Source organism: Mesorhizobium sp. M1A.F.Ca.IN.020.06.1.1 (assembly GCF_004023265.1).
Classification (GTDB): domain Bacteria; phylum Pseudomonadota; class Alphaproteobacteria; order Rhizobiales; family Rhizobiaceae; genus Mesorhizobium.
Window position 1 is genome coordinate 1 of record NZ_RZSR01000057.1, and the last position, 12,166, is coordinate 12,166.

Below are 12,166 nucleotides of genomic sequence, written 5' to 3' on the forward strand. Positions count from 1 at the left end.
CACCTGGACCGTGCACGACCAGCCGGCGGTCGACCTCACCTTCAAATATGCCGACCAGATGACCTTCGAGGGCTTTGAGCCGGACCTGGTCAAGGTCGCCTAGAGCTGGATGATTTCAGGTCGAACGACCTGGATCAGATCCGAGCATGATGCCGTCCGAAAACCGCTTCGCACTTTCGGCATCATGCTGTGAGGCAGTGCCTGAAACGTGACTTGTAGCTGCCCTGAGGACGCTTAAATAAGCCGGATGGATCAGGGTGACGACGACGATGGACCGACAGCGAATGCGGACTATTCGGTCCGCATCGCGACCACCATCGGCGCATTCACCTGCGATGAATGGAACAGCTTCGCCGGAACCGCGCGCGGCGACAGAGCAAACGGCTACAACCCGCTCGTTTCATTCGGTTTTCTGAGCGCGCTTGAGGATTCTGGCTGTGCCGTGCGGCGCACCGGCTGGCAGGGTCATCACCTCAGGCTCGAGACGGCGCAAGGCAAGCTGCTGGGCGCCGTGCCTTGCTATCTCAAATCGCACAGTCAGGGCGAATATGTCTTCGACCACGGCTGGTCGGACGCGTTCGAGCGCGCAGGTGGGCGCTATTATCCGAAGCTGCAATGCTCGGTGCCGTTCACGCCCGTCACCGGCCCTCGCCTGCTCGTAAGCAGGGGCGAGGACGAAGGCGCGGTGAGGGCCGGCCTCGCCGCCGGCCTGAAATTGGTGACCGACAAGCTCGGCGTGTCTTCCGCGCATGTCACCTTCGCCGCCGAGCCCGACATTGCGACGCTCGAAGCAGCGGGTTTCCTGCACCGGACCGACCAACAGTTCCATTTCTTCAACGAAGGCTTTTCGAGCTATGATGACTTCCTCGCCACGCTCGCTTCACGCAAGCGTAAGGCGATGAAAAAGGAGCGTCGCGAGGCGCTGGCCGACGGCATCAGCATCGATTGGCTGACCGGCAGGGACATCACCGAACGCGTCTGGGACGATTTCTTCGCTTTCTACATGGATACCGGCGGCAGGAAATGGGGCCGCCCTTATCTCAACCGCCAGTTCTTCTCGCTGATCGGCGAGCGCATGGCCGAGGACATTCTCCTGGTCATGGCCAAGCGCAACGGCCGCTACATTGCGGGCGCCATCAACTTCATCGGGTCCGACGCGCTTTACGGCCGCAACTGGGGCTGCATCGAGGATCACCCCTTCCTGCATTTCGAGGTCTGCTACCATCAGGCGATCGACTTCGCGATCGAGCGCAAATTGAAGGTGGTGGAGGCCGGCGCGCAAGGCGAGCACAAGTTGGCGCGCGGCTACCAGCCGGTGACCATGCATTCGGCGCACTACATCGCCCATCCTGGCCTGCGCAACGCGGTCGCCGACTACCTTCGCCGCGAGAGGCGCGAGGTGGAGCGGATGGGGGACTATCTCGAAGAGCACACCCCGTTCCGCAAGGATCTCAAGGAATAGCTCGGGCCTTGCCATCCACAGTCATTGCGGCTTTCGGGCCGCGATCGGAACGAGGAACGAAAAGCAGGCAACCAGGAAGAAAATGCCGCCGCCAAGCGCCAGCAGATCGCCTGCGCGCGACGCGGCGGCGATGAAGAACAGCGCCGACACAATGAACAACAGCCATCCGGCGACGATCCACTTCACAGTCGCTCCATCCTGACATTGACGTATCAGACGACAACACCTGCGATCATGCAACAGCGATGGCCGACCGCGCTGCCGACAGATCGGCTCAATCGTCTTGCCGCTCGGAAGCGGCTTCGCTACACCGGACGACGACCTAATCCGGAGTGCCCGCCATGGCCGAAGCCTACGATCCCGGCAACATCTTTGCGAAAATCCTGCGCGGCGAAATCCCCTCGCACCGCATCTATGAGGACGATGCGGTCGTAGCCTTCATGGATGTGATGCCGCAAGGAGTCGGCCACACGCTGGTGGTGCCGAAGGCGCCGTCGCGCAATATCCTCGACGCCGATCCGGCAACATTCGGTCCGCTGTTTGCCGTGGTGCAGAAGGTGGCGGTTGCCGTGAAAAAGGCCTTCAACGCCGACGGCGTCACCTTGATGCAATTCAACGAGCCGGCCTCCGGGCAGACCGTCTACCATCTCCATGTCCACGTCATTCCGCGCTTCGACGGCGTGCCGCTGAAGCCTCATTCCGGGCAGATGGAAAAGCCGGAAGTGCTGGCCGAGAACGCCGGCAAGATCCGCGCGGCACTGGGAAACTAAAGCGCGCGGCCCCGTCGCCGTTGAAGGCCGACTGACAGCCTCGCACTGACGATCCTATATCGGTTTGCCGCGACAACCCCGGCGCGTTTTTCCCCGGCCGGCCGCGTGCGGCGCCCGGATGCGACCGTTTGCACTCGAATCGTTTGGTTAGGAAATATCGAACCATCTCGCTGTAGAACGCTGAGGCGTGGCGAGCTATTGGGTTTCAAACCATGGACAATTCGGTTGCGGCGTCGAACCCCCTTGCGAGGATGGCTGGCGGACGGGCTTTTCTGATCGCCATGGCACACGCCTTTCGACGACACAGATTGCTTCACGCCTTGGCCGTCGGCGCTCTGCTTCTGGCAATAGCGATCGGCATGCGCACCGGAAACATGCCGGATTTCGGCATATTGAAAGAATACATTGAGTACCTTTTGATCGCTTTCTGGATCTGCGGTTGCGTCTTTGCACTTGGGATCTTTCTCCACCTTGCGCTGGTCAAACGGGATCCCGAACCGCTCGGCACCTTCCTGAAATCGCTGGGCAGCTTTTTCGGCGACGCCGAACGCACGGCCAACAGCCTCAACGGCCTGACCGCCAGCATCGCCTTCGTATCCGCCGTCGGTGTTCTGAAAGGAGCCATCGCAATCCTCTCCCCTTTTGCATGGGACAAGGCGCTGGCCCACGCCGATCGGATCCTGCATTTCGGTAGAGCCCCGGACGAATGGCTGTGGTTTGTCGTCCAGTCGCCATTTGCATTGAGGATGCTCAATCTCGCCTACAATTTCTGGTTCATCGTGCTCATCGCCACGGTTTTCACCGCCTGCATCACGCGCAAAGATACGAAGCTGCGTCATCAGTTCCTGATGAGCTTCATGCTGATATGGACGCTTGGCGGCTTCTTCCTGGCGATGGGGCTGTCGTCGGCAGGGCCGTGCTTTTACGAGCGACTGGGACTCGGCGGTGACTTCCGTCCCCTCATGCAGGCACTCGCCGCCGCCGATCGCATCTATCCGATCTGGGCGCTTAGCACGCAGGACATGCTATGGAGCGGCTATACCGGCGCGACCGTCGGCAGCATCGGCATATCCGCTTTCCCGTCCATGCACGTGGCGATGGCGGTGCTTTTCTCTTTGTACGCAACGCGGCGCTCCCGGCCGGCCGGTATCCTGATGTGGGCATTCGCTGCCATGATAATGGTCGGCTCAGTCGCGCTTGGCTGGCATTATGCCATCGACGGCTACGCGGGTGCCCTCTTGTCGATCATGATCTGGAAGGCGTGCGGATATTTCCTGACACGCTTCGCGCCGGACGGCGTTGCTTGACTCTGCAGCCAGCAAACATTTCCCGGGGCGGCAATGCTCGACTTCCGGAGGGCCGCGCGCCATTCCGTATGGATGATTTGGCCAGCCATCACGTGTCGGTTCCTCCCAATCAAAAAGCCCCGTTGCCGGGGCTTTTTGACTGCAATGCATGTCGCCCAAAGGCGGGCGGCCGTTTTGGTAACAAGCACCTAGCGCGCGCCGCCTGAATCCGTTTCAGCGGGACGCGCTTCAGGTCGATCAGCCCTTGCGGGGCAGCTGCGGCACCAGGCTTCGCTTGCCGCCGTCCTTGCCCTTCGGCTCCGGCTTCTGCGCCACGGCCTTCTTGGCGGCAGGCTTTTTCGCCGCCGCCTTCCTCGGCTTCGGCGCGTCCTCCGGCTCTTCCTTCTTCGGCTTCACCGGAGCTTCATCGGCCAACGATTCGAGCTTCAGGCCGGTCTCGCCGGTTTCCTTCTTCTCGACGGTGACGCGCACCGTGCCACCCTTCTTCAGCTTGCCGAACAGCACCTCGTCGGCCAGCGGCTTCTTGATGTGCTCCTGAATGACGCGGCCGAGCGGACGCGCGCCCATGCGCTCGTCATAGCCCTTGTCGGCCAGCCAGGCGATCGCGTCCGGCGACAGGTCGAAGGTGACGCCCCGCTCGGAAAGTTGGGCCTCGAGCTGCATGACGAATTTCTGCACCACCTGATGGATCACCGGGATCGGCAGCGAGCCGAACGGAATGATCGCGTCGAGACGGTTGCGGAATTCGGGCGTGAACAGCCGGTTGATAGCCTCGACGTCGTCGCCCTCGCGCTTGGTCGAGCCGAAGCCGATCGCCGCGCGCTGAGCGTCCGATGCGCCCGCATTGGTCGTCATGATCAGGATGACGTTGCGGAAGTCGATCTGCTTGCCGTTGTGGTCGGTCAGCTTGCCGTGATCCATCACCTGCAACAGGATGTTGAACAGATCCGGATGCGCCTTCTCCACCTCGTCGAGCAACAGCACGCAATGGGGATGCTGGTCGACACCGTCGGTCAACAGTCCACCCTGGTCGAAGCCGACATAGCCGGGAGGTGCGCCGATCAGCCGCGAGACGGTGTGGCGTTCCATATATTCCGACATGTCGAAGCGGATCAGCTCGACGCCGAGCGAGGCCGCGAGTTGCTTGGCCACTTCCGTCTTGCCGACGCCGGTCGGCCCCGAGAACAGGTAGGAGCCGATCGGCTTCTCCGGCTCGCGCAGGCCCGCCCGCGCCAGCTTGATCGCCGACGTCAGCGCTGTGATTGCAGTATCCTGACCGTAGACGACGCGCTTCAGCTCGACATCGAGACCCTGCAGCACCTTCTCGTCGTCCGCCGAAACCGTCTTCGGCGGGATGCGCGCCATGGTGGCGATCGTCGCCTCGATTTCCTTGATGCCGATCGTCTTCTTGCGCTTGGCCTCAGGCACCAGCATCTGCGAGGCGCCGGTCTCGTCGATCACGTCGATCGCCTTGTCCGGCAGCTTGCGGTCGCTAATGTAGCGGGCCGACAACTCCACCGAAGCCTTGATCGCTTCGCTCGTGTAGCGGACCTTGTGGAACTCCTCGAAATAGGGCTTCAGGCCCTTCATGATCTCGATGGCGTCCTCGATGGTCGGCTCGTTGACGTCGATCTTCTGGAAGCGCCGCACCAGCGCGCGGTCCTTCTCGAAGAACTGGCGGAACTCCTTGTACGTTGTCGAGCCGATGCAGCGGATCGCGCCGGACGACAGCGCCGGCTTCAACAGGTTCGAGGCATCCATGGCGCCGCCGGACGTGGCCCCTGCCCCGATCACGGTGTGGATCTCGTCGATGAACAGCACCGCGCCCGGATAGTCCTCGAGCTCCTTGACGACCTGCTTCAGCCGCTCCTCGAAGTCGCCGCGATAGCGCGTGCCGGCCAACAGCGTGCCCATGTCGAGCGCGAAGATGGTGGCGTCCTGCAGCACCTCGGGCACGTCGCCTTCGACGATGCGCTTGGCAAGGCCCTCGGCGATCGCCGTCTTGCCGACGCCTGGGTCGCCGACATAGAGCGGGTTGTTCTTGGAGCGGCGGCACAGCACCTGGATGGTGCGATTGATCTCGCTCTCGCGACCGATCAGCGGATCGATCTTGCCGGCCTTGGCCTTGTTGTTGAGGTTGATGCAGTAGGCCGTCAGCGCGTCCTGCGGCTTCTTCTTGCCGCCGTCTTCCTGCGGCTCGGCGCCGTTCTGACCGCCCTGCTCATCGTCGGCGCCGCGCGGCGTGCGCGACTCCGAAGCGCCGGGGCGCTTGGCGATGCCGTGCGAGATGTAGTTGACCGCGTCGTAGCGGGTCATCTGCTGTTCCTGCAGGAAATAGGCCGCATGGCTTTCGCGCTCGGCAAAGATTGCGACGAGCACATTGGCCCCGGACACCTCCTCGCGGCCGGACGACTGCACATGGATGACGGCGCGCTGGATGACGCGCTGGAACCCGGCGGTCGGTTTCGAATCCTCGTCGTAACCGGTGACGAGATTGTCGAGCTCGGTGTCGATATAGGTCAGAACGGTGTGCTTGAGCTCGTCGAGATCGACATTGCAGGCGCGCATCACCGCGGCCGCCTCGGTGTCGTCGATGAGCGCCAGCAGCAGGTGTTCGAGCGTTGCATATTCATGATGCCGCTCGTTGGCGAACGTCAGCGCCTGATGTAGCGCCTTTTCCAGGCCTTGGGAGAAAGCCGGCATGTTACCTCACTTCTTCTCCATCACGCATTGCAGCGGATGCTGATTCTGTCGGGCGAAATCCATGACCTGAGACACTTTGGTCTCGGCCACCTCGAATGTGTAGACCCCGCACTCGCCCACTCCATGATTATGAACATGCAGCATGATGCGTGTGGCGGCCTCGCGGTCCTTCTGGAAAAAACGCTCCAGGACGTGGACCACGAACTCCATGGGAGTGTAGTCGTCGTTAAGGATGAGGACCCTGTAGAGGCTGGGCTTTTTTGTCTTGGTTTTGGTGCGCGTGATGACCGCCGTGCCGCGACCGGGATCGTTGCGGTCGCCGTCACCTTGCATTCGCACCACGCCTGCCGTGGCAGTCAAACCGATCGTCACGTAGTCCTGCCTTTTCGAATCCTCATGCGAGTTCAACATGTAGGTCTTCGATGGCCGATTTTAAGCCCTTCTGTTTAGCTGACAATATGGCTAGGTACGCAAACTTCAGCGAATTTCTCAATCGTGAATGCGGCAAGGCGCGGGTGGTTGCGGCGGCGCATGAAAAAACCCGGCCGCGCTTCCGCGACCGGGTTGTTTTTGCGGGCCGGCTAGCCTGCCCGATGTGATCGGACGAAATTACTTCGTCTTGGCGACGACCGATTCGAACGGCTTGTAGGCTTCCTTGGCGAGCTCGGCATAGAGATTGCCGATCTTGCTGGCCTCGGCCACGAAGCTCTCGTAGCTCTGCTTGGCGTAGTCGGTCTGGATCTCGATGGCCTTCTCGATCGACTTGGCCGAGAACAGCTTCTCGAAGGCGGCGCTGCCGGCCTCGAAGCTCTTCTTGGTGTATTCGCCGGCTTCGGTCGCGATCGCCTGCGCACCCTTGGTGAGCGAGGCAAAGCTCTTCAGCCCGGTGTCGGCAAACTCCTTGCCGTATTTCGCGAAGTCCTCATAGGTCTGGGTCATTTCATGCCTTCCCTTGGTTGAAACGCCCATTTAGCCCCGGGCGCCCCTGTGCAATGCACTGGAATATATTGTGCGCTGCACAAAAGTCAAGATTGCCTTGAGCCGCAAGGGCTCCGCGCGACAGCGACCGCTAAAGTTCGAATAAACAGAGGCTCAAATCGCCAGAAAATGGTGAACGCGGCGGTTACCATAAACGGATTGGTAACGCTGACCGCGATAGCTTGGCCGGAAGTGAGGCAGGCACCCCTCTGCCGCCTCCGGGGCAACGAAAATTCAGGGTAAGTAACGGTGCGTCAGGCGTTGTCGGGCTTCGTCTCCAAATCTTCATTCTCCTTCAAGGCGATCATGATTGCCGCGCTCGCGGTGACGATTGTCACCGCCGATGTCGCCTCCGCGATGGCGGCAAAGTCTGCCGCGATTGTCGTCGACGCCAAGACCGGAAGGGTGCTTTATTCGGCCGACGCCAACGGCCGGCGCTATCCGGCTTCACTCACCAAGATGATGACGCTCTACCTCACCTTCGAGGCATTGGCGAAGGGCAGGATCGGCAAGAACACGCCGGTGCCGTTCTCGGCCCATGCCGCGTCCGAGCCGCCGACCAAGCTCGGCGTGCGCGCCGGCGGGTCGGTGCCGGTCGAGACCGCGATCCTGTCGATGGTGACGAAGTCGGCGAACGACTCGGCGACCGCGCTGGGCGAGTTGCTCGGCGGCAGCGAAGACAATTTTGCCCGCATGATGACGGCCAAGGCACGCCAGCTTGGCATGAACGGCACTGTCTTCCGCAATGCCAATGGCCTGCCCGATCCGGGCCAGTTCACCACGGCGCACGACATGGCGATGCTCGGCATCGCGCTCCGCGAGCACTTCCCGCAATATTACGGCTATTTCTCGCAGCGCTCGTTCCTCTATGGCCGCCAGCGCATCAACGGCCATAATCGCCTGCTCGGCCGCATCAAGGGTGTCGACGGCATCAAAACCGGCTACACGCGCGCTTCCGGCTACAACCTGGTCTCCTCAGTCGCCGATGGCGATCGCCGCCTCGTCGCAGTGGTGATGGGCGGCGCTTCCGGCCGCAGCCGCGACAACCAGATGGCTTCACTGATCAACACCTATCTGCCGCGCGCCTCGACCCGCGGCGGCGGCAACCTGATCGCCAAGGCGGGCGGCGGCAATCCGATCAAGGCTCTGGCCAAGGTCCTCCTGCCCAAGCATGACGCGCCGACTCCGGACGAAAAACCGGCTGTCGACGACACCGAAGTCGCGTCAGCCGATGACAGCGCGCCGGTCGCTGAGGAAACCAAGCCGGTGATCCAGGTCAGGAAGGTGAAGACGGTTGCGGTGGCCGCCATGGCTCCGGCACCCGCGCCCCAAGAAACCACCTCAGAGACCGAAACCGCATCACAGCCCGAAGCCACGTCCCAGACGGTTGCCGCTTACGCCGAGCCGGCCGCAGCCGCCGCCCCGGCCATCGATCCGGTCAAGACGGCCTCGCTGCCGTCGGGATGGGTGGTGCAGGTCGCGTCCTCGCCGACGCAATCGGGGGCTCAGGCGCTTCTCGACAAGACGACCAAGCAGGCGCCGAAGGTGCTGGCCGACGCATCGGGCTTCACGGTCGCGTTCGACAAGGGCGGCGTCACCTACTACCGCGCCCGCTTCGGCGGTTTCGGCTCGAAGGACGCAGCCTGGAAAGCTTGCGACGCCCTGAAGCGAAAGAAGATCGAGTGCTACGCCGTCCAGCAATAGGCGGCTTTTGAACCTCCCGGGAAGTTCCGCGTCGAAGGAGACTAGTCGTGATTGGAGAGCAAGACGTACTTGGCTTCATTGATCCGCGCCGCCAGGACAGACGTGCCGCCGACATCGGCGTTCAGGCGCTGCATCAGGCGGCGGTGCGCCTTGCGGATATCCGCCGCGGCAGCCCCCGCTTCAAGACCAAGGATCTTGTAGGCCTCCTCCTTAGTCATGGCGCCCGCACCTGGCGCAACACCCAGCCCTTCGCCACTGTCCGGCTGCGCGTCCTTGCGCCAGACGGGAAAACGGCCGTCAAGATACGTCTCTAGCAGCTGGCGGCTCTCCGGGTCCGGCCGCAGCTCGACATGGAGTTGCTGCAGCTCCTCGATCCCCATGGCGCTCAGCATTCTCCCCTCGTAATGGCCGGCGAGAACAAGGCCTTCGAGCTTGCCGCTGTCGTGGTCGAGCTCCATTTCGAGAGCCGCGGTGCGCACGGTTGAGCGTTTGGCCGCGACAAGCTTCGGTGGCGGTCGCCTCGCCCGCATCCAGGCATACCAGCCTGCACCCGCAATCATCAGCAGGCCGCCAAAGCTGCTGCGGCCGACCACGAGCATCGTCGCGCCGATCAGGCCCAACAGCGCGGGCCCAAGCGTTCTGAGACTGTCCGCCATCCTCGCTGCGTCGGCACGCACAAAGATTGTCGCGGCGCCGAAAAGCATCAGGAGCACGGCTGCCAATGCGATGATCACGCCCATCAGTTTGCACCGCCATCCAAATGATTGTGCATCAAAATCAAGATGTGGCGCAGGGGCGGCGCTTGCAAGCCCCATACCGAGCCGGTCGAAGGGCCAGCAAGCGAAAGATGAGGACCTGCAGTCCTACAGCAGGCCGAGTTCCGCAAGCTCCAGGCGCAGTTTCGGCGGCATCTCGGCCAATGCGGCCCTGCCCTTGCCGAGATCGGCCGGCGCATCGGAGGGCTTAAGATAACGCCAGCCCTGGAAGGCGCGGCGCGGCTGCCAGTCGGTGCGCACCACTTCGGGATCAAGCACGAGATGGCAGCGGCCGATGCCTTCGCCATCGACGAAAGGCCGGATCTCCGTAATCAGCTGCCGGCATTGGACGTTGCCCTTGATCACCCAGTAGAGCGAGCCGCCATCGGTGATCTCCCCACCGCGCGTCGGCACCATGCGCGTGGTGTGCCAGTGCTCGGCCGGCTCGCCAGCGCGGCACCGCTCGTCGAGACGGAAGGCGATCCACTCTTCCAGGTCCTCGACGCTGTCGCAGCCGACGCAGAGTTTGACGAGATTGAGAGACATGCCCGCAATCTAGCGACAGCGCCGAAGGCATTCAACGCCAAGCGGGATTATGCACAGGCCGACTGCAGCCAAATCATGAGGCCAGCGTGGCCGTTTCGATCGCTTCGGCAAACCAAGCCCGCCGGTGGAAAGGGCAAGGTCAGCACTCGACCACGTTGACAGCGAGTCCGCCGAGGCTGGTTTCCTTGTATTTCTCGTTCATGTCGAGACCGGTCTGGCGCATGGTCTCGATCGCAGCATCCAGCGGCACGAAATGCGTCCCGTCGCCCTTGATGGCGAGCGAGGCGGCTGTCACCGCCTTGACCGCGCCCAGCGCATTGCGCTCGATGCAGGGCACCTGCACCAGGCCGCCGACCGGATCGCAGGTCATGCCGAGGTGGTGCTCGAGCGCGATTTCGGCGGCGTTCTCGACCTGCTCCGGAGTGCCTCCCATGACCGCGCAAAGCCCGGCCGCCGCCATTGCCGAAGCGGATCCCACTTCGCCCTGGCAGCCGACCTCGGCGCCCGAGATCGAAGCGTTTGACTTGATGATGCCGCCGACGGCGGCGGCCGTCAGCAGGAAGTCGCGGATGCTCGGCTGGTCGGCTTCGGGATGGAAATGCAGCCAGTAGCGCAGCACCGCCGGCAGCGTGCCGGCGGCACCGTTGGTCGGCGCAGTCACCACGCGCCCGCCGGCGGCGTTCTCCTCGTTCACCGCCATGGCATAGATCGACAGCCAGTCATTGGCGAGCAAGGGGTTGGGCCGGTTCTGCTGCCACTGTTCCTGCAGCTTGTCATGCAATTGGCGTGCGCGGCGCCGCACCTTCAGTCCGCCCGGCATGATGCCGTCCTGCGACAGCCCGCGGTCGATGCAGCCTTTCATGGCGCTCCAGATCGCGTCGAGGCCGGCGTCCAACTCCTCGCGCGACATATGCGTTTCCTCGTTGGACCGCTTCATCTCGGCGATCGAAAGCCTGCTCCTGGCCGCCATCGCCAGCATCTCGACGGCGTTCTTGAACGGATAAGGCACCTTCTTGCCTTCCGTCGTCACCGAGCCCTTGGCCTTCATGCGCTGCAACTCTTCCTCGGAGACGACGAAGCCGCCGCCGATTGAATAATAGATGCGCTTGAGCAGCAGCCGGTCGGACGCATCGTAGGCATAGAAGGCCATGCCGTTGGCGTGGCCGGTCAGCGGCGTCTTGCGGTCGAGCACCAGATCCTTGGCCGGGTCGAAGCGGTAGGCCGGATGCCCAGGCGGTGAAATCCGTTTCTCCGTTCCGATGCGGGCAACGATGCTATCCGCCTCATCCGGATCGACCGTCTGCGGCGTCTCGCCGGCCAAGCCGAGGATGACGGCGCGGTCCGAGCCATGGCCGATGCCGGTATAAGCGAGCGAGCCGTGCAGGCTGGCGCCGATCCGATCGACCTTGACGCCGGCCGGGCGCGGCCAGTCGTCGGCGAGGATTTCGTCAAGGAAACGCCGCGCAGCCGTCATCGGTCCCATCGTATGCGAGCTCGATGGACCGATGCCGATCTTGAACAGGTCGAAAACCGAAAGGAACACGCGCCGCTGTCTCCTGGAGGCCGCTCAAAACTTACATATAGGAATTCTCGCGATGTTTCCGCTGTTTTGCATGTCGCGGCGCGGCGTCAGCCGACCTTGTTTGCTCCGGCAGCGACATGTACCGCTTGCTTCCGCCGTCGAAACGCCCGGCCTGTGGTAAAAGAACGTATGGGCGATTCCCTTCATCTTTCGGCGACAGACCTGGCCGCTCTGGCCTTTTTCCTGGTCGTCTGGGTGCTGCATACGCTGGCCTCCGACGGCAAGCTCGTTAGCCGCGTGTCGCTGACCACGGCCATGAACGCTCAGCGCGAAGCCTGGATGCGCAACATGGCCGAGCGCGATCAGCGAGCTCGAGGCAAAGAAGGCGGTGCCTTGCTGCAGCCCGGACATGATGGCGG

13 protein-coding genes and 1 pseudogene are annotated in these 12,166 nt (G+C 62.8%); 7 read left to right on the top strand and 7 right to left on the bottom strand.

From position 1 onward, the window contains the following. Nucleotides 1–103 (top strand): annotated as a pseudogene (locus EOA60_RS39830) (glycerophosphodiester phosphodiesterase); the annotation flags it as partial. 144 nt (nt 104–247) lie between these two features. Next, nucleotides 248–1,462 carry a GNAT family N-acetyltransferase gene (locus tag EOA60_RS04745; protein ID WP_127334977.1) on the top strand — a complete coding sequence of 405 codons (1,215 nt, stop codon included), beginning with the start codon at nt 248–250 and terminating at the stop codon, nt 1,460–1,462. 21 nt (nt 1,463–1,483) lie between these two features. On the opposite strand, the gene EOA60_RS04750 is transcribed toward EOA60_RS04745, so the two are convergent. Beyond that, nucleotides 1,484–1,648: a cytochrome oxidase subunit III gene (locus EOA60_RS04750; protein WP_095825363.1), complete on the bottom strand. Its 165-nt coding sequence runs from the start codon at nt 1,646–1,648 to the stop codon at nt 1,484–1,486. Between the two features lie 155 nt (nt 1,649–1,803). On the opposite strand from EOA60_RS04750, the gene EOA60_RS04755 reads away from it, so the two are divergent. Beyond that, the gene (locus tag EOA60_RS04755; RefSeq protein ID WP_066992609.1) at nt 1,804–2,232 is read left to right on the top strand and encodes an HIT family protein; all 429 of its coding nucleotides are present in this window, start codon (nt 1,804–1,806) and stop codon (nt 2,230–2,232) included. A 374-nt stretch (nt 2,233–2,606) separates the two neighbouring features. Next, nucleotides 2,607–3,539 carry a phosphatase PAP2 family protein gene (locus EOA60_RS04760; RefSeq protein WP_067320148.1) on the top strand — a complete coding sequence of 311 codons (933 nt, stop codon included), beginning with the start codon at nt 2,607–2,609 and terminating at the stop codon, nt 3,537–3,539. Nucleotides 3,540–3,776: 237 nt separating this feature from the next. On the opposite strand, the gene clpA is transcribed toward EOA60_RS04760, so the two are convergent. Then, nucleotides 3,777–6,242 (bottom strand): ATP-dependent Clp protease ATP-binding subunit ClpA, encoded by a 2,466-nt coding sequence (gene clpA, locus EOA60_RS04765; protein ID WP_066992605.1) that lies wholly within the window; start codon nt 6,240–6,242, stop codon nt 3,777–3,779. A gap of 6 nt (nt 6,243–6,248) precedes the next feature. After that, nucleotides 6,249–6,575 (bottom strand): ATP-dependent Clp protease adapter ClpS, encoded by a 327-nt coding sequence (clpS, locus tag EOA60_RS04770; RefSeq protein WP_041000825.1) that lies wholly within the window; start codon nt 6,573–6,575, stop codon nt 6,249–6,251. Nucleotides 6,576–6,664: 89 nt separating this feature from the next. Between clpS and EOA60_RS37375 the strand changes: the two genes are divergently transcribed. Then, on the top strand, nt 6,665–6,841 hold the full coding sequence (locus EOA60_RS37375; RefSeq protein ID WP_156751000.1) for a hypothetical protein: 177 nt from the start codon (nt 6,665–6,667) through the stop codon (nt 6,839–6,841). Nucleotides 6,842–6,851: 10 nt separating this feature from the next. On the opposite strand, the gene EOA60_RS04775 is transcribed toward EOA60_RS37375, so the two are convergent. After that, entirely contained in the window at nt 6,852–7,181 is a 330-nt protein-coding gene (locus EOA60_RS04775; RefSeq protein WP_095810897.1) for a phasin family protein, read from the bottom strand. 288 nt (nt 7,182–7,469) lie between these two features. Here EOA60_RS04775 and EOA60_RS04780 point away from each other — a divergent pair, with 288 nt between their 5' ends. Continuing rightward, entirely contained in the window at nt 7,470–8,924 is a 1,455-nt protein-coding gene (locus EOA60_RS04780; RefSeq protein WP_095825362.1) for a D-alanyl-D-alanine carboxypeptidase, read from the top strand. Nucleotides 8,925–8,965: 41 nt separating this feature from the next. Here EOA60_RS04780 and EOA60_RS04785 read toward each other — a convergent pair whose 3' ends face one another. From EOA60_RS04785 to EOA60_RS04795, 3 genes are all read right to left on the bottom strand, one after another. Further along, a complete protein-coding gene (locus EOA60_RS04785; protein WP_095825361.1) occupies nt 8,966–9,664 on the bottom strand; it encodes a molecular chaperone DnaJ in 699 nt (232 codons plus the stop codon). A gap of 123 nt (nt 9,665–9,787) precedes the next feature. Then, a complete protein-coding gene (locus EOA60_RS04790) occupies nt 9,788–10,225 on the bottom strand; it encodes a DUF1489 family protein (RefSeq protein WP_067319848.1) in 438 nt (145 codons plus the stop codon). A 139-nt stretch (nt 10,226–10,364) separates the two neighbouring features. Then, the gene (locus tag EOA60_RS04795) at nt 10,365–11,768 is read right to left on the bottom strand and encodes an L-serine ammonia-lyase (RefSeq protein ID WP_095825360.1); all 1,404 of its coding nucleotides are present in this window, start codon (nt 11,766–11,768) and stop codon (nt 10,365–10,367) included. Nucleotides 11,769–11,936: 168 nt separating this feature from the next. Between EOA60_RS04795 and EOA60_RS04800 the strand changes: the two genes are divergently transcribed. Further along, nucleotides 11,937–12,166, top strand: a 230-nt coding sequence (locus tag EOA60_RS04800; RefSeq protein WP_128311102.1) for a DUF599 family protein, incomplete at its 3' end; no start/stop codon positions are given.

Bases quoted from the DNA above. Each gene is read 5' to 3' on its own strand.
- EOA60_RS04760 (WP_067320148.1), top strand. From the start codon at position 2,607: ATGCCGGATTTCGGCATATTGAAAGAATACATTGAGTACCTTTTGATC.
- EOA60_RS37375 (WP_156751000.1), top strand. From the start codon at position 6,665: ATGGCCGATTTTAAGCCCTTCTGTTTAGCTGACAATATGGCTAGGTAC.
- clpS (WP_041000825.1), bottom strand. From the start codon at position 6,575: ATGCAAGGTGACGGCGACCGCAACGATCCCGGTCGCGGCACGGCGGTC.
- EOA60_RS04745 (WP_127334977.1), top strand. From the start codon at position 248: ATGGATCAGGGTGACGACGACGATGGACCGACAGCGAATGCGGACTAT.
- EOA60_RS04755 (WP_066992609.1), top strand. From the start codon at position 1,804: ATGGCCGAAGCCTACGATCCCGGCAACATCTTTGCGAAAATCCTGCGC.
- EOA60_RS04775 (WP_095810897.1), bottom strand. From the start codon at position 7,181: ATGACCCAGACCTATGAGGACTTCGCGAAATACGGCAAGGAGTTTGCC.
- EOA60_RS04790 (WP_067319848.1), bottom strand. From the start codon at position 10,225: ATGTCTCTCAATCTCGTCAAACTCTGCGTCGGCTGCGACAGCGTCGAG.
- EOA60_RS04785 (WP_095825361.1), bottom strand. From the start codon at position 9,664: ATGGGCGTGATCATCGCATTGGCAGCCGTGCTCCTGATGCTTTTCGGC.
- clpA (WP_066992605.1), bottom strand. From the start codon at position 6,242: ATGCCGGCTTTCTCCCAAGGCCTGGAAAAGGCGCTACATCAGGCGCTG.